The 18,908-nt window shown below is 56.4% G+C and carries 17 protein-coding genes; 8 read left to right on the top strand and 9 right to left on the bottom strand.

From position 1 onward, the window contains the following. Positions 1-60: 60 nt before the first annotated feature. Both ACR0L9_RS11070 and ACR0L9_RS11065 read left to right on the top strand, forming a co-directional pair. Complete coding sequence (locus ACR0L9_RS11070; protein ID WP_480895663.1) at positions 61-1,905, top strand: family 1 glycosylhydrolase; 1,845 nt, start codon at positions 61-63, stop codon at positions 1,903-1,905. Between the two features lie 39 nt (positions 1,906-1,944). Further along, positions 1,945-2,871 carry a carbohydrate kinase family protein gene (locus tag ACR0L9_RS11065; protein WP_480895662.1) on the top strand — a complete coding sequence of 309 codons (927 nt, stop codon included), beginning with the start codon at positions 1,945-1,947 and terminating at the stop codon, positions 2,869-2,871. Between the two features lie 135 nt (positions 2,872-3,006). Here ACR0L9_RS11065 and ACR0L9_RS11060 read toward each other — a convergent pair whose 3' ends face one another. From ACR0L9_RS11060 to ACR0L9_RS11050, 3 genes are all read right to left on the bottom strand, one after another. Then, positions 3,007-4,272 carry an ABC transporter permease gene (locus tag ACR0L9_RS11060; protein ID WP_170394412.1) on the bottom strand — a complete coding sequence of 422 codons (1,266 nt, stop codon included), beginning with the start codon at positions 4,270-4,272 and terminating at the stop codon, positions 3,007-3,009. Further along, positions 4,269-5,075: a taurine ABC transporter ATP-binding protein gene (locus ACR0L9_RS11055; protein WP_170394409.1), complete on the bottom strand. Its 807-nt coding sequence runs from the start codon at positions 5,073-5,075 to the stop codon at positions 4,269-4,271. The genes ACR0L9_RS11060 and ACR0L9_RS11055 overlap by 4 nt, the downstream gene beginning before the upstream one ends. Positions 5,076-5,149: 74 nt before the next feature. Further along, positions 5,150-6,145: a taurine ABC transporter substrate-binding protein gene (locus ACR0L9_RS11050; protein WP_170394406.1), complete on the bottom strand. Its 996-nt coding sequence runs from the start codon at positions 6,143-6,145 to the stop codon at positions 5,150-5,152. Positions 6,146-6,321: 176 nt separating this feature from the next. Between ACR0L9_RS11050 and ACR0L9_RS11045 the strand changes: the two genes are divergently transcribed. The 4 genes from ACR0L9_RS11045 to hisD all read left to right on the top strand — a co-directional run bounded on the left by ACR0L9_RS11045 (position 6,322) and on the right by hisD (position 10,542). Further along, positions 6,322-7,296, top strand: a complete 975-nt coding sequence (locus ACR0L9_RS11045) for a LysR family transcriptional regulator (protein WP_170394403.1) — start codon at positions 6,322-6,324, stop codon at positions 7,294-7,296. A gap of 218 nt (positions 7,297-7,514) precedes the next feature. Continuing rightward, the gene (cuyA, locus tag ACR0L9_RS11040) at positions 7,515-8,528 is read left to right on the top strand and encodes a D-cysteate sulfo-lyase (protein WP_480895661.1); all 1,014 of its coding nucleotides are present in this window, start codon (positions 7,515-7,517) and stop codon (positions 8,526-8,528) included. A gap of 35 nt (positions 8,529-8,563) precedes the next feature. Then, positions 8,564-9,259, top strand: coding sequence for a cysteate racemase (cuyB, locus tag ACR0L9_RS11035; RefSeq protein ID WP_480895660.1), 696 nt, complete (start codon positions 8,564-8,566; stop codon positions 9,257-9,259). Positions 9,260-9,267: 8 nt separating this feature from the next. Next, positions 9,268-10,542 (top strand): histidinol dehydrogenase, encoded by a 1,275-nt coding sequence (gene hisD, locus ACR0L9_RS11030; protein WP_170422870.1) that lies wholly within the window; start codon positions 9,268-9,270, stop codon positions 10,540-10,542. A 33-nt stretch (positions 10,543-10,575) separates the two neighbouring features. On the opposite strand, the gene ACR0L9_RS11025 is transcribed toward hisD, so the two are convergent. From ACR0L9_RS11025 to ACR0L9_RS11005, 5 genes are read right to left on the bottom strand one after another with little or no spacing between them, the layout of a single operon-like run. Beyond that, a complete protein-coding gene (locus tag ACR0L9_RS11025) occupies positions 10,576-12,042 on the bottom strand; it encodes an aldehyde dehydrogenase (RefSeq protein ID WP_480895659.1) in 1,467 nt (488 codons plus the stop codon). Positions 12,043-12,051: 9 nt separating this feature from the next. Next, a complete protein-coding gene (locus ACR0L9_RS11020) occupies positions 12,052-13,089 on the bottom strand; it encodes an LLM class flavin-dependent oxidoreductase (RefSeq protein ID WP_480895658.1) in 1,038 nt (345 codons plus the stop codon). 1 nt (position 13,090) lies between these two features. After that, positions 13,091-14,011 (bottom strand): flavin reductase, encoded by a 921-nt coding sequence (locus tag ACR0L9_RS11015; RefSeq protein ID WP_480895657.1) that lies wholly within the window; start codon positions 14,009-14,011, stop codon positions 13,091-13,093. Beyond that, the gene (locus tag ACR0L9_RS11010) at positions 14,008-14,820 is read right to left on the bottom strand and encodes an alpha/beta fold hydrolase (RefSeq protein WP_480895656.1); all 813 of its coding nucleotides are present in this window, start codon (positions 14,818-14,820) and stop codon (positions 14,008-14,010) included. The genes ACR0L9_RS11015 and ACR0L9_RS11010 overlap by 4 nt, the downstream gene beginning before the upstream one ends. Then, entirely contained in the window at positions 14,792-15,394 is a 603-nt protein-coding gene (locus tag ACR0L9_RS11005; RefSeq protein WP_170394379.1) for an amino acid synthesis family protein, read from the bottom strand. The genes ACR0L9_RS11010 and ACR0L9_RS11005 overlap by 29 nt, the downstream gene beginning before the upstream one ends. A gap of 102 nt (positions 15,395-15,496) precedes the next feature. Here ACR0L9_RS11005 and ACR0L9_RS11000 point away from each other — a divergent pair, with 102 nt between their 5' ends. Together ACR0L9_RS11000 and ACR0L9_RS10995 are read left to right on the top strand one after the other, a co-directional pair. Next, a complete protein-coding gene (locus ACR0L9_RS11000) occupies positions 15,497-16,183 on the top strand; it encodes a GntR family transcriptional regulator (protein WP_480895655.1) in 687 nt (228 codons plus the stop codon). A 100-nt stretch (positions 16,184-16,283) separates the two neighbouring features. Continuing rightward, positions 16,284-17,258, top strand: coding sequence for a LysR family transcriptional regulator (locus tag ACR0L9_RS10995; RefSeq protein WP_480895654.1), 975 nt, complete (start codon positions 16,284-16,286; stop codon positions 17,256-17,258). 14 nt (positions 17,259-17,272) lie between these two features. Here the strand turns inward: ACR0L9_RS10995 and ACR0L9_RS10990 are convergent, their stop codons facing one another. Then, positions 17,273-18,790: a trimethylamine methyltransferase family protein gene (locus tag ACR0L9_RS10990; protein WP_480895653.1), complete on the bottom strand. Its 1,518-nt coding sequence runs from the start codon at positions 18,788-18,790 to the stop codon at positions 17,273-17,275. Between the last annotated feature and the right edge of the window lie 118 nt (positions 18,791-18,908).

The following is an 18,908-nucleotide window of genomic DNA, read 5'->3' as shown; positions in this document are numbered from 1 at the left end:
ACCGCTAACATAACCTGTTAGATGGCGTGACGCTGGTCATGGCTCCAACAGGTTGCGACAATGAAATATACCCGTTCTGACTTTCCCAATGGCTTTCTGTTTGGTGCGGCTTCCCCTGCAGAACCGGCAACTGGGCTAGACATGCACCGCTTTACAGTTCGTTGGCAGCACATCGTGCCAGACGGTCGCATTCCTGATGCAAGCGCATTGGATCAGTGCGAGCAGCGGATTGATCAGCTTTTGGCACACAGCATTCGGCCATGCATTGTGCTGGATCACAACGATATCCCCCCAGCGCTGGAGGATATCGGCGGGTGGCGCAATCGAGTAATGGCCGACTATTTTGCAGCGTTTTCTGAGGCAGTCGTCGCTCGGATGGGTGATCGGATATTCAACATCTCTACCTTGAACCCGTCCGTCGGAATCGAACGCGACCCTCGCACTAATGCCCGCAGCCTGCACCATCAATTGCTTGCACAGGGCGCGGCGCGTCAGGAAATGCGGAGCTATGGGATGGCCAATCTGGGTGTAGAGGTCGATCCGCTCATCCTTGATACGATAACCAACGGGCAATACCCGCAGTCTTTGCTGGATCGATTGGCCCGCCACTTTCCCGAAAATTGGCGGGATGATTTTCCCATCATCGCCGAGCCGATTGATTGGTGCAGCGTAGTCGTGAAAGAAGGCACTGACATAGACATGCTCATGCGCACAACACATGAGCAATCGCTGCCTTCATTCGTGACCGTAGCTGCCGATGCGGGTCACGACTTGGTGCATACGCTGGAGCGCATGCATGACGCGCTTGAATCCGACACCTTGGTACACGGCATTTTCGTTCAGTCCGGGACCGACGTCGAGGCGTTGCAGACAATCCAAACAAGTGACGCCCAGCCGGCCCCATGGCTTAGACCTAAGGGAGGGTTACACGCACATTGGAATCTGGTGGCCGATATCGGCGGCACCAATACTAGATTGGGCGTCGTAACCGAGGGAGAGCTGACCGATCTTCGCAAACACCCCACGGGCACCGTAAGCGACCTGCAAGACGCATTACACAGTTTGTGCGACGAGGTCGGGACACAGCCGCGCGCTGTGGTCGCGGCCGGGGCGGGGCCGGTTCAGGACGGCACCATTCGCCTGACCAATGCCAATCTTGATCTTTCCGAAGACGCTCTGGCCCGAGCAACCGGCGCGCACCATACCTATGTCATCAATGATTTCACGGCTGCCGCATGGTCAGTCGCCGAGATTACCGAGAATGATGTTGAGGTATTGCAGGGCTCACCCGCTCCACCACTGGGGACACGGCTAGTTGTCGGGCCGGGAACCGGGCTGGGTGTGGGCGCCCTGCTCTACTCCGAAGGACATTTTCACACCGTTTCCGGCGAGGGCGGCCATGTTGGATTGTCCCCGCGCCATCGTGACGAGGTCGAAGTTTTCAGCGCAGCGCGCCAGATCATACCCGACTGCTTTTTTGACGATACGCTCACCATCGAGGCCGAGATGTTCCTGAGCGGAACTGGCCTACCGGTTCTCTATCAGGCGATCGGAATGGCCGAAGGTCAGCCCAACGGCATGATACGTTCGGCAAAAGACATTCTGCAGGATGCTCAGGACGGCTCGGATGCCTGCGCTGTTAAGGCGGCGCGAATGTTCACCGAGCATCTGGGCGCCATCATGGGCGATCTTGCTGTCGCTCTTATCCCCGCCGGAGGCGTATTTCTGGTTGGCGGGGTGGCCGAAAAGAACCGCTGGCTGTTTGGTCAGGATTTTCTGCGGGCCTTCAACGCAGGAGGTCGGTTTGATGAACTGCGGCGATCAATGAACCTGTATGTGTCGGAGCAGAATGAGTTTGGCATTGTTGGCGCTAACAATTTCTGTAAGAATGCCTTGGCGCGGTAATTTGGCCGTGCATTTTCAAGCAGGCCGAGGGATAGCAGAATGATCCTGTGCTGTGGAGAAGCTCTGATCGATATGATCGCCGAACCAACGGTTTCTGGCGGCAAAGGGTTTGTCCCACATTCCGGTGGTGCAATCTTCAACACCGCGATTGCACTGGGTCGTCTGGGCATACAAACGGGGCTGCTGTCAGGGCTATCTACCGACATGTTCGGAGAGCAGTTGATCGCCGCCTTGCAGATCAGCCATGTCGCGACCTCGCACGTTATCCGCTCGGACCGTCCTACGACACTTGCATTCGTGCAGTTGAGGGATGGGCACGCCACATACAGTTTTGTCGATGAGAATACGGCGGGCCGGATGCTGCGGCCCGAAGACATGCCGGATCAACTGCCGGGCGTTTCCGCACTGTATTTCGGAGGGATCAGCCTGGCTTGCGAACCATGCGCTGATGCGTACGCGGCCGCACTTGATCGTCATGGCGCGGATCATGCAGTGATGTTGGATCCCAATATTCGACCCAGCTTTATCAAGGATCAGACCCGATACCGGACCCGCTTGAACCGTATGATCGCAAAGACCGACATCATCAAAGTTTCCGATGAAGACCTTGATTGGATTATACCGGGCCCCGAAAGCCATGGCGAGAAAATTCCCCTGCTGCTTCGTGCAGGACCAGCGATTGCAATCGTGACCAAAGGGGGGGATGGCGCGACAGGCTATCTTTCTGATGGAACGGACGTATCCGTACCCGTCCAGAAAGTTAAGGTTGTGGATACTGTTGGTGCTGGCGATACGTTCAACGCAGGTGTGCTGGCCGCGTTGAGCCAAACCGGTCACCTCAACAAACCCGCCTTGCGCACTTTGCCCACAAGCAGTCTTCGCGACGCGCTTGAATACGGTGCAAAGGTCGCTGCCGTCACCGTATCCCGAGCGGGGGCAAACCCGCCTTGGGCACAGGAGCTCTGAAGGTATACAGACCGATGCCGTGTTCAAGCTAAGACAGCAGCAAGGTCCAACGCCGCGTTCTTAATCGCAGCTGAAACAAAAGGCCCCCGAGATTGCTCGGGGGCCGCTTTGTTACCACAGTATCGGAAAGAACGATCAGCTGCGGCCTTTCCATGGCACCAGCCAGTTCTCGGCCTTGCGCATCAGGATATCGATTCCATATCCGATCACCCCGATCAGGACGATCCCCATAATGACAATGTCGGTCAGCTGGAATTTGGATGCGGCGATGATCATCATGCCGGCGCCCTTTTGTGCGGCAACCAGTTCAGCCGCAACAACAGTTCCCCAACAGACACCCATAGCCACACGTGCACCGGTGAAAATCTCGGGCAGCGAGTTGGGCACGATCACATGGCGCATGATCTGCCATTTCGACGCCCCCAGAGAATACGCTGCGTGGATTTTCGAGATGTTCACACCGGACACACCAGCCCGCGCGGCGATGGTCATGATCCAAAGGGCCGCAAGGAACAGCAGAACGATCTTGCCGGTCTCCCAGATGCCGAACCAGATGATCACCAGTGGGATCAGCGCAAGTGGCGGCACAGGTCGCATGAACTCGACAATCGGATCGAACCAGCCGCGGAACCAACCGGATAGGCCCATTGCATAACCCAGCGGAATCCCCACAAGCGCACCTGCGATAAACCCAGCAATCACGCGCAACAGCGACCAGCCCAGATGCTCCCAAAGCGAGAAGTTCTGGTAGCCCTCATTCGCAATCTCAAAGAACCGGGCCACAACGGTTTCAGGGGCTGGAAGCCAGATGGGGTTCATCTGCAAGCCCTGTTTGGGGGTGAAACTGATCGCCCCTTTCCCGGTCAGCGTTACGGTACCATCGCCTGTATCAACCTTTTGGCCTTCACCTATAGGTGTGCCGTTGATCGCGACGATCTTTGCACCCTCATTACGTTTGGCATCATCGTTCTTGTCGAACAGGATCGTCGATGAGCGGCCCGCAGCAGCTGCAACCGCATCGTCTTTGGCAAATCCGCTGCCGGGCTCGACCTCGAATTTTTCTGCTTCCTCACCGAAGGCTGGAACGCGAACAAAAATCGTGGCTTCATCCGTGCTGCCATCCGCGTTTTCGAGCGTATAGGTGAATTGCGTATCACCTACAAATGGGCCCGGCACATGGATCGGAAACAACTTCGAGCCGGTGAAAGCCGCCCAGATTACAAAGATCACGAGAACCGAGATTATCGATGCAGCCCTATCCGCTCGTACGGCACTTTCGTCGCCGAAAGTCACAGTTTTCAAGCTTGTGAAATCCTGACGCGATTGCAAACCGCGGCGTAACGCGTAGACGATAAAAAACGCGCCACCGAACAGGCCGATATAGAAGAGAAGTACAATCATGATGCCTGCTCCGTCCGACCCATAATTTCTTCTTCCATCTCCCAGATCATCGAGAGGATCTCATCGCGCTTTTCCGCAAAACCTTCGGATTTCTTCACATCACGCAGATCGGCATTCACACCGCGTTCAGCAAAAGGCAGATTGTATTCGCGGTGAATGCGCCCCGGTCTGGGGGCCATGACAATCAAACGCTCACCCAGCAACAAGGCCTCTTCGACCGAGTGGGTGATCAGGATGATCGTCTTGCCTGTTTCTTTCCAAAGCTTCAGGACAAGGCCCTGCATTTTCTCACGGGTCAGCGCATCCAAAGCACCCAGCGGTTCGTCCATCAGGATGACGTCCGGCTCGTTTGCCAGGCACCGCGCCAACGCAACACGCTGCTGCATCCCGCCCGATAGTTCATAAACCGCCTTGTCCTTGAAATCCTGCAGCCCGACGACCTCAAGCAGATGGTCGGAAATCTGGTCACGCTCGGCTTTGGGCATGCCTTTCATGCGCGGGCCAAACTCGACATTTTCCCGCACGTTCATCCATTCGAACAACGCGCCCTTCTGAAACACCATCCCGCGTTCAGCATCAGGGCCTTTGACCAGATGGCCGTTCAGTTCAATCTTGCCAGATGTCGGCGCCAGAAATCCTGCAACGATGTTCAGCAACGTCGTTTTACCACAGCCCGACGGGCCAAGGACAGACATCAGCTCACCCTCTTTAAGGCTGAGTGAAACATCTTGTAGGGCCTGTACTGAGGAGCCGTTGGGTAAGTCAAAGCGCATGGACAATTCTACGATGTCCAGTTCAGGCATCCTGCCTCCTTCCTGCTTTCATAGCTGTCGACCGGCCCGAAACCGGGGCCGGTCGCATGAAATGTCCTGCGTGATTAGTTATTCGCAGCTGTCAGCGGGCCTGCATTAACGGCACCATCATACGAATCCAGAGCGGATTCGATGCTGCCTGCCGACACGAACACGTTTGCAACACCCTGCATGAAGTCTTGCGCGCCACCGCCCAGCCACTTCTCGGACAGCTGGTCTTCAACTGACGGGAAGGTGAAAGTCGCGATTGTGGCTTCAGCGTCTGCAGGATCCATACCAGCATCCTTGGCAATCACCGGCAGCATTTCATCTTTGCTGTCTCCTGCGTTCCACTTGGCGTTGGCATCTGCGGTAACCTTAAGGAACTTCGACAGAAGCTCGGGCTCTTCTTCGATGAAGCTTGCCGGAGCGCTAGTGACGTCGAACACCAGGATACCGATCTCTTCTTTTTCAGCACCGGTCAGCAGGATGTTGCCATGCTCGGTCATGCGACGAAGCGCGCCACCCCAGCCGCAAACCATGTCGAGGTTGCCCTGCGCAAATGCCGCGGCGCCATCGGCCGGAGCCATGTCAACAATTTCCATTGAACCGATGTCGACACCAAAGTGAGACATTTGCGACAGGAAACCGTAATGCGCAGCTGTGCCGATCGGAACACCGACCTTCTTGCCGTTCAATTCACCCGCATTGCCCTTGTCGATTTCAAGCGCTTCGGCAACAACGCAGTTGTCGTTGTCTGAATAGCTGACCGCCACATCGACGATCTGGATGTCCTGACCGGCCGAAGTGGTTACCACAAACGGTGGTACCCCTTGGCTGACTGCGATCTGTACATCACCCGAGGCCATCGCAGCTGACATGGCGGTACCGGTGTCGAAAGACACCCAGTTGATCTTGACGCCCAGTTCTTCTTCGTAGGTTCCGTTTGCTTTCGCATACTGGAACGGCATCGGCCATTCGAGGAAATATGCAACCGTCAGTTCATCAAGCGCGGCGGCTTGTGAAGCGGTAACGGCCGCAATCCCGGCATATGCTGTTGTGAGCAGATATTTCTTGATCATTTTGACTATTTTCTCCCTGCTGGTTCCACTTGTCGGCTCTTGAAACGTCCGAACTCTGGAACAGTAGAAAAACCATAGTCCTTACGCGTTGAATTAGTAAATCAAAATACTGGTTGCGTAAAAAGCGAAACTTTGTTTCGCTTTTGACTGATAGTTCGCTGGTTTGGGAGCACCCGATGACAAAGAAAGCACTCAGTCTCAGGTGGCTGGAGGTCTTCCAACTTATTTCCAAGTTGGGTTCAATCCAAAAGGTGTCAGCTGAAACCGGTTTGTCAATCAGTACGGTCTCCAATCACTTGCGCAGTCTTGAAAAGGCGCTGGATGTGGATTTGGTGGACCACAGCCGCAGACCCATGGGTCTGACACCCGCAGGCACGGTGTTCTCACGACATGTGCATGACGGCCTGATCGCCTTGAAACGGGGCGAGGCCGAGCTTCGCTCGGGCAGTTGGCAACATGCAACAGATTTGCGTCTGGGCCTGATTGACGATTTTGACAGCCGGGTCGCGCCAGAACTGTTCCGTCATCTCTCTGCAAGCCTGCCGCGGTGCAATTTTCGCCACTTTACCCGCCCCAGCCATGAGATTCTTGACAAACTGCAGTCTCAAAAGCTGGATGCAGGCGTTGCGACCCGACCTCCTGAGCACTTTGAGGGGTTAATCGAATTCCCGCTACTTCGAGATCCGTTTATCGTCATTCTTCCGCCTGCATATGACGGACCGGTCGAGGAACTGACCAAATCAGACAGTCCGCTTCCGCTTTTACGATATTCGCGTGATCACACCATAGGCAGACTCATCGAAATTCAGCTAACCCGCAGCAAGATTAACCTACCCAACCGGTTCGAACTTGAATGTAATCAGTCAATTATCGGACTTGTCGCCGGGGGCAGTGGTTGGACGATCACGACTGCCGCCAGCTACTATCGCGCACGGCGATTCCACAAAGATACACGCGCATTACCTTTCCCGGGCAAAAGCTTTGCGCGTACCGTATCGTTGTTCACGACCAATATCTATCCGTCGACAACCACACGACTGATCCACAACACACTGCAAAACCTGATCCGTCGTCATGTGACCGAGCCTATGAATTCGCGGTTTCCGTGGTTGAATGACGACTTTCGAACCATTCCCGCACCCCCCGAATGAGCAACCAGGTAATCTGAGCGCAATATCGAAGTTATTTTCCGGCTTTTTCGAAACCGGGTACAGTGCGCTTGACCGACGCGCCCCATCCGCTGTGATTAGGCCTGACCTTGCGGCTTGAATACAGGCGGCATTCTAAACCCAGAAACCTACCCAGCGGCACATGTTGGCAAGACCTACCGGTCTTGAACCATGTGCCGGGCCCAGATCAGGACAGCTTGATGCATCTTTCCCGTTTTCCCCGTGTTTTTCTTGCCCATCTGCCAACACCGCTTGAACGGATGGATCGTATGTCCGAGGCTCTGGGAATCGATCTGTGGATCAAGCGAGACGACTGCACCGGCATGTCGACGGGTGGCAACAAGACCCGCAAACTAGAGTTTCTGTTCGGCGAAGCGCTCGAACAAGGCGCAGACATGGTGATGACACAAGGGGCAACGCAATCGAACCATGCGCGTCAAACCGCTGCATTCGCTGCCCGGCTGGGTTTGAAATGTCATATCCTACTGGAAGACCGCACCAGCTATAACAACGCCAACTACAACAACAACGGCAACGTTCTGCTGGATCATTTGCATGGCGCAACCACCGAGAAGTTTCCCGGCGGCCACGACATGCCCGCCGAGATGGAGCGTTCGGCCGCGAAGAAGCGTGGAGAAGGTCACAACGTCTATGTCATTCCGGGCGGAGGTTCGAACCCGATCGGAGCGCTTGGCTATGTAAACTGCGCGCTAGAGCTTGTGAGCCAGGCCAATAACGCCGGTCTCAAAATCGATCGAGTGGTGCATGCGACGGGCTCCTCGGGCACGCAAGCCGGGCTGGTCACCGGGCTTTGTGCCATGAATACGGGCATTCCGGTTCTTGGCATTGGCACCCGCGCACCGCAGCCCAAGCAAGAGCAGATGGTCTATGATCTAGCCTGCAACACGGCTGAGAAATTGGGTTGCCCAGACGTGGTGCGGCGCGAGGATGTGATGGCCAATACCGACTATGTAGGCGACGGCTACGGCTTGCCGACCGAAAGCGGCATTGAGGCGATCCGCATGTTTGCCGAACTGGAAGGCATTCTGCTCGACCCGGTCTATTCCGCCAAAGGGGCCGCCGGTCTGATCGATCTGGCGCGCAAAGGCTCGTTCAAGGATGAGCGTGTGGTGTTCTTGCATACCGGAGGCTCGGTTGGCCTGTTCGGTTATGATTTCGCTTTCGATCACACCGACCGCTGGGTCAATCTGTAAATCACGGTGATAAGTTCCAGCAAGCAGGTCTTCGCATGAAACCCCGCGTCACCGGCATATTGGGCGGAATGGGCCCCGAGGCGACAATTCTGTTGCAGCAGCGCGTGTTATCCACGGTACAGGCGGCGGATGATGCCGATCACCTGCCACTACTGATTGACATGAACCCACAGGTGCCTTCCCGCATCTCGCACCTGATCGAGGGCAACGGGTCTGATCCCGGGCCGGTTCTGGCCGATATGGCGAGAAGATTGGAGCAATCAGGGGCAACCGCGCTTGCGATGCCGTGTAACACCGCACACCACTATGCGGCGCAGATAGAGGACGCCGTCTCGATCCCCTTTCTGAACATGGTAGACCTGTCCGTGGATCAAGCGGCGCAACTCCTGCCTACTGGCAGCCAGGTCGGAATTCTTGCCTCCCCAGCGCTGCGAAAGGTCGGAATTTTTGACGCCCCCCTGAACCGCGCCGGATTTACCGCAATCTGGCCCGAGGATGAAGACAGGATGCTCGGCACGATCCGCCACATCAAATCTGAAGGGCCAACCGGCGCTGCACTCAGCACACTTTCCGACGCTGCTAACGCCCTTTCGGGCCGGGGTGCCGCGCTTTTGTTTGTGGCCTGCTCCGAATTCTCTCTGCTCACCCGCGACTTGCCCAAAAGCGTTCCGATCATCGACACCGTCGATATTCTGGCGGGCGCTATCCACTCCCACTCTCTGACGCGTTGAGGTTTCCCATGGCCGTCTCTTATCTGAAAACCGCCCTGCCCCGCCCCGATGCAGAAAATTCGGATATCCGCGATATCGTCGCAATCATGCTCTCCAATATCGAGCGCGAAGGCGAAGAGGCCGTTCGGCGCTATGCCGGAACGCTCGATGGCTGGACGGGAGAGTTCGTGTTGACTGATGAAGCGCGCAAAGCCGCATGTGACCGCGTGCCTGAACAGGTCAAAGACGACATCCGCTTTGCCCATGCCAATATCCGTCGATTTGCCGAAGCGCAGATGACCACGGTGAGCGAATGCGAGATCGAGGTGATGCCCGGCCTGATCGCAGGTCAGAAACAGATCCCGATCGCTAGTGCGGGATGTTACGTTCCTGGTGGTCGGTATAGCCATATCGCAAGTGCGTTGATGACGATTACCACGGCAAAGGTGGCTGGGGTGTCCCACATCACGGCGGTCTCGCCACCGCGTCCCGGTGCGGGCATCCCCGATGCAATAGTTTATGCGATGGACCTTAGCGGTGCAGATCTGATCCTGAATTTGGGCGGAGTTCAGGGGATTGCTGCGATGGCCCATGGCTTTTTTGGTGCGCTTCCTGCCGACATTCTTGTCGGTCCCGGAAATTCCTATGTCGCCGAGGCGAAACGGATGCTGTTTGGTAAGGTTGGCATCGACATGTTTGCAGGTCCAACCGATACCTTGGTAATTGCCGATCACACAGCATCGATCGAGACCGTCGCCTGGGATCTGGTGAGCCAAGCCGAGCACGGCGTCGATAGCCCTGTCTGGCTTGTCAGCACCGATAAAGCTCTGGCCCAGGGCGTTATCGCGCGCGCCGATGCCCTGATCGACAGTCTTCCCGAGCCGAACGCTAGTGCAGCGCGCACGGCATGGCGCGACCGGGCCGAGATCATTCTTTGCGACAGCCGCGACGAGGCTGCCAGGGTCGCCAATAACTACGCGCCCGAACATCTGCAGGTGATCGCCGAGGACCTGGATTGGTGGCTGGACCAACTGACCACCTATGGATCGCTGTTTCTGGGTGCCGAAACAACAGTGCCCTTCGGCGACAAGACGTCCGGGCCAAATCATGTTTTGCCGACAAGCGGAGCGGCCCGATATACCGGCGGTCTGTCAGTGCATAAATTCACCAAAACGGTGACATGGCAGCGCTGCTCAGCGCAAGCCTCGCACGAGCTTGCTGAACGCACTGCTAGGATCAGTCGGATGGAAGGCATGGAAGGCCACGCACGCGCGGCAGAAATGCGATTGTCTAAAGTGTGCTAAATCTGGCCCAAGGATGCTGTTGATTAGTCAGATTCACCGCATCACGAACGGATCGGGGATCGGATCGTCGCTTGTGCGCAACCAGACCGATTTGACCCGTGTGTAATCAAGCGCCGCCTGTAGGCCCCCTTCGCGCCCGTGGCCCGACAGTCCATGACCTCCGAATGGAGCAATCGGGCTGACAGCGCGATATGTGTTAACCCAGACAATGCCAGCCCGAATTCTGCGGATCATTCGATGTGCGCGGGTCAAGTCTTTGGTAAAGACACCCGACGCCAGCCCAAACGCGGTGTTGTTGGCTATTTGTATCGCCTCCGCTTCGGTCCCGAAACTGACGACTGAGAGGATCGGACCAAAGGCTTCGCGCGTCAGACAGGGCGCATCAGGCGCGTCCGTACAATCAATGATTGTCGGTGGAAAATAGTGCCCCTCACGGTCCAAAGGTTGCCCACCCGCTATCACGGTAGCCCCTGCCGAGACGGATTCAGCAACCAAATTTGCCGCTGTCACAAGCTGAGCCTGAGTGCACAGCGGGCCAACTTCGGTCTTTAGGTCATCGGGCGCCCCGATCACGATCTCACCCGCTTTTTCGGTGAGCCGGGCCAGAAACTCATCTTTGATCTTATCAGAGATTACCAATCGCGATCCCGCCACGCAGCTTTGCCCGGTAGCAGCAAAGATCCCCGAAACCTGCGCGTTCACAGCACTTTCGATATCGGCATCTTCGAATACGATGAACGGGGATTTTCCGCCCAGTTCCAACGAAGTCGAAGCGAGGTTTTCAGCCGAGTTGCGCACGATATGGCGCGCGGTTTCCGGGCCGCCTGTAAAGGCAACATGATCGACATTCGGGTGACTGGTCAGAACGGCGCCGCATTCCGGCCCGAAGCCGGTGATGACGTTCAGAACTCCGGGCGGGAAGCCTGCCTGATCGAAAATACGCGCGAATTCCAGCATCGGGGCCGGACCATCTTCGGATGCTTTCAGAACGACTGTGCAACCGGCGGCAAGCGCCGGGCCAATCTTGACCGCAGACAGGAACAGTTGCGAATTCCACGGCACTATGGCGGCCACCACACCAACTGGTTCTCGGCGCAGCCAAACCTCCATGTCGGGCTTGTCGATCGGCAGGTGCGCCCCTTCGATTTTGTCCGCCAATCCGGCATAGTAACGGTAGTAGTCCGCGACATAGGCGATCTGAGCAGAGGTTTCGCGAATGATCTTGCCGGTATCGCGCGTTTCAAGCTCGGCTAAGGTCTGAGCATTTTCGGCGACCAGATCGGCCAGCCGGTACAACAGTTTACCACGCGCCGTTGCTGTCATGGTCGCCCATTCGGGGGCATTCAGCGCTGAACACGCAGCCTCAACCGCGGCGTTCACATCATGTGTTCGGGCCTCAGGCATTTTCGCCCAAACGGTGCCCGTCGCGGGATCAAGGCTGTCGAAATGCGCGGTCCCATCCGAAAACGTGCCGCCGATATAGTGCTGAAACTGCCGCATTTTCTCTCCTTAGGCGAAGGCGGGCATGACGTCCGCGATGAACCGCTCTAGCGAGGCTTTCTTGCGCTCAAAGCTCATCCCACTGTCGATCCAGAAAGAATACTCATCATATCCAAGATCGCTATAGCCCTTGAGGCGTTCGATTGCTTTGTCGGGCGTGGCGATCACATTGTCCCGGATCATCGCCTCGGGCGAATAGAAGGGATGGTTAGCGATGTCGTCATCGCTCAGCGTCTGGATCAGACCCTGCGACACAGGGCGTTCGTTTTTGAACCACGCGCCGAAATAGCAATAAAAGCGATTGATCTCTTCCGCCGCGCGACGGGCATCCGCCTCGTCCGAGGCAATGTAGGTGTGGTTCAACAGCATGATTTCGGGGCGCGGGACGTCATGGAATTTGGCACAAGCGGCATTGAACGTATCCATCAGCCGGGTGATCTCTTCGTCGCCCTGCCACAAAGGGGTGACCTGCACGTGACAACCGTTCGATACCGCAAACTCATGACTGTTGGGATCGCGCGCGGCAACCCAGATCGGTGGACCGTTGTGTTGCAGAGGCTTGGGTGAAGATGTGGTTGCCGGGAAAGAATGAAACTCTCCGTCCAGCGCATGATCGCCCTCCCAAAGACCCCGCACTGCCGGAACAAGCTCGCGCATACGCTGGCCTGCCTCCCAGGCGTCCAGCCCCGGCACCATCCGCTCGTATTCATAGCTGTAGGCGCCACGCGCAATGCCCAGATCCAAACGGCCATTCGTGATCATGTCCGTCATTGCGGCCTCTCCGGCCAGCCGGATCGGATGCCAGAACGGAGCGATAACGGTTCCGGTTCCCAGACGCACATTGTTGGTCTGGCGTGCTAGATCGACGATATTCAGGAACGGGTTCGGCGAGATGGTGAAATCCATCCCGTGATGTTCGCCGGTCCAGACCGCATGCATGCCGCCCGCATCAGCGATCTTGGCCAGTTCTATGAAGTTTTCATACAGCTCCTGCTGGTCCTGATCGGGAGAGGTGCGTTCCATATGAACGAAAAGCGAAAACCGCATGTCAGTGACCTCCTCGTGTAATCGGGCGAACCTCGCCGCTGTTCTTGTTTCCGTAGTAAATGCCAAAATCTCCCAGCCGGGATTCCTCGGACAATCGTTCCAGCATGGTTCGGGTCGCCGTGTCGGTTACAGTGCCAAAGGATACGACGTCCAGCGGGACGAAATTACCTTTCTTCGGCTCACCATCTGCGGCCTGACACAGAAACGCGATATGTTGACGCTTTTTCTCAGCATCCTCGTAAACCGAGTAAACAAAGCCCGGCTCTGCGGTCAGCCCGGTGGCCTCAATCAATTGTTCCAATGCCGCTGAAACACCTCCTGACCCAACCACTGCCTCGGGCGGTGCAAGCGCGCCGTCACCGGCATCGATCAACAGAACCTCACCTGCGCGTTCGATCAAGGCTGAGACGATCAGGCCGGTGTCCTGCATCAAGGCACCAGCAGCTGTTGATGGTGTTACATAGGCCCCCCTGACATATCCGAGACCGGGTGCCGGAGTATTGTCGAAGGCTTTGACCTCGCCGATCAGGATCACATGATCCCCCGCTTCGACGGTTTTGTGCATAGCGCAGTCAAACCAGGCCGACGACCCATCGATCAACGGCGATCCCGCAGGTCCACGCCGCCACTCGACGCTGGCAAACCGGTCTTCGACGGGCCGGGCAAAGGTATTGGATACCTCGATCTGTGTCTCTGACAGGATATTGACGGCAAACCCGTCAGCGGCAATCAATGCGTCATAGTTCTTTGAACTGTTGGCGAGACAAACCAGCACAAGCGGCGGGTCTAGTGAGACGGATGTGAACGAGTTCGCGGTAAACCCGATCGGGTTACCTTGGGTATCATGCGACGTAACCACGGTGACGCCCGTCATGAACGCTCCAAATGCATTTCGCAGCGTGCGGGGATCAAGCGAGGTCATTGCGCAATCCTTTCTTCGGCGGGCTGGCCGAGCCATTCAACCAGATGCGCTGTTACTTCATCGGGTGCTGTCAAGTTCACCATATGTCGGTGGCCTTGGATCACAACGGCCCGACCGTTTTGAACTGCTGCGGCCATAGCTTGTGACATAGCCGGGGTTGAGTTCGAGTCTCCGTCGCCGGTGAGCGCCAGAAACGGGCACGAAATCAGATTCATCTTGCTGGCGTAAGTGGCATCGCCCCGCGCAAAAGCGGAATAGGCGATGGCGTAGCCTCGTTGATCCACAGACCCAAGCCACGACGCCACCTGCGCACGGGCAGCCAGATCACCCGGACTGTCACCAAACCAGCGCGACAACGGCGTTTCCAGATCAACTCGACCCGCGCTGATTTCAGCGGCCCGTTGGATGACTGCGGCGCGGGCTGAGGCATCGCGACAGAAGACGCCGTTCAACATAGCAACACGGCTAGTGATGTCGGGGTGCTCTGCCGCAAAGCCGGCGGCAATCAGTGCCCCCATTGAATGCCCGATGATTGCGACCGGAGCCAGATTCAACGCGTCGACAACATCATGCATCCAGCCAACAAAATCCGGCAATTGGCTTCCAAATGGCAGACGGTTACTGCCTCCATGCCCCGGCAGATCAACCGCAATTATACGGCAATGCTGGCTCAGCGTGTCAAACTGAGGGCCCCAGGCCGCAGATTGCATGCCAACGCCATGGATCATAAAGACCGGTTGCCCTTCGCCCGCCTCTCTGAACGCGACTGATCGGCCCGAGTTAGACAGCTGCAGGGTTGTCAACGTCATGACCAAGTTCCTCGATGTCCTGATAGCGATCCCCGATCCGGTGGTGCGGCCGCCCTCCAATCGATGCACCCAGTGCAATCAGAATCTCATCTGCCGCAGGTGCATCTGCGACCGAAGTCTGGATCGTAAGGTAGTGAGAGCGACGACCCCCATCATGTTTGTCCATCAAGGGGATCAGCAGCGGCGCATTGGCAGGGCCGCGCGTATTGCAGAAGGAAAGGTAGGATTTCGCGCCGACTGCTTTGCGATAATGATTGCCAAAATGCAGCGTGTGGATCAGGGCCGACGCATGCTCAACCTCTCCGTTCAAGCCCACAATCGCGGATTTTCCATAGGCTTCGACCCGGTCGCCGCCACCTGAAGCATCCAAAATCATTTTGGTCAGCAACTCCCCCAATCCGGGGGCGCAATCGCGGATCGCGGGGCCAAGATCTTCGACAAAACCCTGACCAGCCCAAGGGTTCCGAATGACAGCTATTGCGGCAATTAGCTTCAGCGGAGTGTCCGCCAACTTACCACCCTCGATCAGAGTGTCTTCGACATGCAGAAGCGTTTTTCGAATTTCGGCGGACATGGTGATTCCTTTGGCAAGCCTTTGGTCGAGAATATGGTATACCATAATACGATATGTCAATCATACTTGTTCCGGATCCGTACCACAGATATGAAAGCGTCGATGATGAACACCGACTCCACCCTACAAAAGATCGAAAAAGCACCGCAAACCTTGCGGGATATCGTGCAAGCGCGCCTGCGCGAAGCGATCATCGCCGGGCATTTTGCCCCCGGTGAGCGGCTTGTTGAACGCCCGCTTTGCGATCAGCTTGGTGTCAGCCGCACCGTCATCCGCGAGACGATCCGGTTTCTGGAAGCCGAAGGTTTGGTTGAGATTATCCCCAACCGCGGGCCAATCGTCTCGACCCTCAGCTGGGACCAAGCGCGGCAAATCTATGACATCCGCTTACAGCTAGAAGGCTCAGCCGCCGCCGCCTGTGCACAAGCGCATGAGACAGGTTTCGCAAACGATCTGGGCAAGGCATTGAAAGCAGTGGGCGCGGCGCAGAATGACACCGAATGGTCAAATCTGCTACAGGCCACAACTCGCTTCTATGAACTGATTTTTCTACAGGCTGGGCACAGCATCGCCTGGGATGTCGTGCAACGTCTGAACGGCCGGATCAGCCGCCTGCGGGCCTTGACCCTCGCAGCGCGGAACCGAGAGCGTACTGGGATGAGCCACATGACTGCCATCCATGATGCCATCCTCAGTGGTGATCCTGCCAAAGCCCGAAAAGCAGTCGAAAGCCATATCGCGGATGCTGCACAGACCGCGCGCGGCTTTTTGGAAAGCTCTGAAACCTGAGTGCTCGGCAATTGAGCCAGAATTCCAAGATTCTGATATCAAAGCTTTCAAAATCTGCGTATTTTCGTCAGGACCGCCCTGATCTCACGAAAGCACCGGAATGCCGCGTCAGTCTGCTCCCAAAGACCTCAGTCTCAAATGGCTGGAACTGTTTCAGATATGTGCGCAAAAGGGCTCGCTACAGGCGGCCGCCAAGGAAACAGGGCTGACGATCAGCACCGTTTCCCATCACCTGCGCAATCTCGAAGACCATCTGGGCGTTGAGCTGTTCAACCACACCCGTAGACCCATGGTTCTGACCCCAAAGGGCCGGGTCTTCCTGCGCATTATCGACGATGCGCTGCACCTGATCCGAAAGGCCAAGGCCGAAGCGTCTGCAGGAAGCATCACCGAGGCCAGCTATCTGCGTTTCGGCACGATCGAAGACTTCGACAGCGACATTATTCCAGAGCTGGCGGTCTATCTATTCGCGAATATGCCCGCCTGTGATTTCATGTACCACACGGATTCCAGCCACGCGATTATCGACATGCTGCGTGACAGGCAGTTGGATCTGGGGATTTCCACTACTCCTAGCGAACGTATGCGCGATCTGCAGGATCGCCCCCTTCTGCGCGATCCATTTGTGATCGTTTTGCCTGCGGTGAGTGACAAGTCTTTGCAAGACATTGTTGAGGGTCGAACTAAATTGCCGTTTCTACGATATTCCAGCAATCTGATCATCGCGCGCCAGATCGAGTCCCAATTACGCCGGATGGGGATTTCGTCCTCTCACAGGTTTGAATGCAGCAACAATCAGACGCTGATGTCGATGGTGTCCTCCGGTGCGGGTTGGACCATCACGACGCCGCTGCTGTATTCTCGTGCAAAACGGTTTCAATCAAAGCTGTGCATGCACCCGTTTCCGGGCAAGAGCTTTGCACGCACACTGGCACTGGTCGCGACGCCGGATTGTTCAAGATCGGTGATTGAGCTTGTGGATGCCAAAACCCGATCACTGATCAATGACCGCATCATTTCCCCACTGCGCGATGATATCCCGTGGCTGGCGGATAGTTTCAAACTGATCGAATAGCACTGGATCAGCCTTCAAAGAATTTTGAAGCGATCTCGGATTTGCCGATCCTGTTCGTCTGACAGGTATCTTGGCGTATGGGTCTGCAAAATTTCTTGCGCCCGATGTCGCGCGCGGCTCCAGGCATCTTGCGCTCCGTTTTCTGCCCAGGTTCGCGGCTCGTCCCTGTCTGCGAGTGAGGGATAAAAGTAATCCCGTTCCATGGCCGCAAAAGTATGCTGACCACCCAGAAAATGGCCCTCGCCCAGAACTGCTTCGCAGATCGCGTCAAAGCCCAGATTCTCGTGTGTCACCTCTATGCCCCTCAAAGCGCGGTAGGTGTACGAGTGCATCTCATCATCCAGCACGAACGCCTCAAAACTTGCACCCAGCAACGAGGCCGTCATGCCTGAGCTTTCATAGATCAGATTACCACCTGCCAGCGCCGCCGCCATTGAGGTCAGTCCCTTTTCCATCCCGTATTGAGCGTCGATCGCCTTGGCATCAGACATCGAACAGGCCACGCCTGAAGGCAGCCCAAGCCAATTTGATAATTGTGCTGATGCTGCATTCAGGACAGCCGTCTCTCCGCTGCCACCTGAGAACGCGCCGGTCCGAAGGTCAATCACCAGTGGCCAATTCGAAAAGACCATAGGAAACCCGGGCTGGATCGCGTGGACCATTACTAGACTCGCAAGAGTTTCTGCCAATGACTGCGCCAGAAAACCAGCCAAGGTCGCTGGTGCAGTCGCGCCGGCCTGAGCAGCGGTGATGCAAGAAATCGGAATATTGTGTTCGATGCAGGCGTAGACCACATCCACTGCGTCTTCGCCGTAGCGCATCGGCGAGATCACCGGGCTTATATGTGCTTTCATGAACGGGCGTTTTGCGAATTCACCGGGTCCCCCGGCTGCGATATCCAATATCTCAACAATTGGCGCAACGTGCTGCGCCAATGTAAAAGACGTCGCGGTGGGCTTGGAGGTATTCTTCAACAGCGCATAGACGGTGTTCACATCCAGATCGAAGGTTTCCTCCAGATCGGTTGCAACGCAACAGCGGGTGAACCAGCTGACATTTGGCAAGACATCCTGAAGACGCGTGAAATCATGCAAGTCCTGCAAGGTCGAAGGCCGATAGTGACCACTGCGCAGATCAAGCGTCTGAACCGCCGCCCCTCCGGTTCCGAAATAGACGCGATTACCGCCAACTTCGATGGATCGGGCTGGATCACGCCCGTGCAGAACGAAGGTCTTGGCGGCCTGATCAATCGCCTGTTCCACAAGTTGAGGCGAAAAAAGTATCCTCCCCTCCCCGCTATCTTGCGCCCCAACCGCCAACAAATCAGAACGCAAGCGATCCGGCACCTCGCCGATCCCCAGCTTCTCAAGAAGATCCAGAGCTGTGTTGTAAATCCGCTCAAGCTCAACCCCAGTCAAGGGTTTGTAAGCGCCTCCCGGTTGACCTGGCGGACAGGGGTCGAGCGCAGGCTTTTCAGCCCGCTGTGCGATACGTCCTTTTCGACCGGACCTTTTCGCCTGCGGCGCAGCCATTTGTGATCCTCCAACCGCATCAGGTGGATCAATTCAACTAAACGCCTAAAGCCAATTTCAACCGCATTCGAATTACTACGAGTTAATGAGCTTTTATTTTCGATTTTTTACGTAACAA

The organism is Ruegeria sp. I3 (assembly GCF_056532525.1).
Note: the sequence above shows the minus strand (reverse complement) of the source record. Positions and strands in the feature narration are given on the sequence as shown.

Bases quoted from the DNA above. Each gene is read 5' to 3' on its own strand.
- ACR0L9_RS10995 (WP_480895654.1), top strand. From the start codon at position 16,284: ATGCCGCGTCAGTCTGCTCCCAAAGACCTCAGTCTCAAATGGCTGGAA.
- ACR0L9_RS11065 (WP_480895662.1), top strand. From the start codon at position 1,945: ATGATCCTGTGCTGTGGAGAAGCTCTGATCGATATGATCGCCGAACCA.
- ACR0L9_RS11070 (WP_480895663.1), top strand. From the start codon at position 61: ATGAAATATACCCGTTCTGACTTTCCCAATGGCTTTCTGTTTGGTGCG.
- ACR0L9_RS11055 (WP_170394409.1), bottom strand. From the start codon at position 5,075: ATGCCTGAACTGGACATCGTAGAATTGTCCATGCGCTTTGACTTACCC.
- ACR0L9_RS11050 (WP_170394406.1), bottom strand. From the start codon at position 6,145: ATGATCAAGAAATATCTGCTCACAACAGCATATGCCGGGATTGCGGCC.
- ACR0L9_RS10990 (WP_480895653.1), bottom strand. From the start codon at position 18,790: ATGGCTGCGCCGCAGGCGAAAAGGTCCGGTCGAAAAGGACGTATCGCA.
- cuyA (WP_480895661.1), top strand. From the start codon at position 7,515: ATGCATCTTTCCCGTTTTCCCCGTGTTTTTCTTGCCCATCTGCCAACA.
- ACR0L9_RS11005 (WP_170394379.1), bottom strand. From the start codon at position 15,394: ATGTCCGCCGAAATTCGAAAAACGCTTCTGCATGTCGAAGACACTCTG.
- ACR0L9_RS11045 (WP_170394403.1), top strand. From the start codon at position 6,322: ATGACAAAGAAAGCACTCAGTCTCAGGTGGCTGGAGGTCTTCCAACTT.
- hisD (WP_170422870.1), top strand. From the start codon at position 9,268: ATGGCCGTCTCTTATCTGAAAACCGCCCTGCCCCGCCCCGATGCAGAA.
- ACR0L9_RS11010 (WP_480895656.1), bottom strand. From the start codon at position 14,820: ATGACGTTGACAACCCTGCAGCTGTCTAACTCGGGCCGATCAGTCGCG.
- ACR0L9_RS11000 (WP_480895655.1), top strand. From the start codon at position 15,497: ATGATGAACACCGACTCCACCCTACAAAAGATCGAAAAAGCACCGCAA.
- cuyB (WP_480895660.1), top strand. From the start codon at position 8,564: ATGAAACCCCGCGTCACCGGCATATTGGGCGGAATGGGCCCCGAGGCG.
- ACR0L9_RS11020 (WP_480895658.1), bottom strand. From the start codon at position 13,089: ATGCGGTTTTCGCTTTTCGTTCATATGGAACGCACCTCTCCCGATCAG.
- ACR0L9_RS11060 (WP_170394412.1), bottom strand. From the start codon at position 4,272: ATGATTGTACTTCTCTTCTATATCGGCCTGTTCGGTGGCGCGTTTTTT.
- ACR0L9_RS11025 (WP_480895659.1), bottom strand. From the start codon at position 12,042: ATGCGGCAGTTTCAGCACTATATCGGCGGCACGTTTTCGGATGGGACC.
- ACR0L9_RS11015 (WP_480895657.1), bottom strand. From the start codon at position 14,011: ATGACCTCGCTTGATCCCCGCACGCTGCGAAATGCATTTGGAGCGTTC.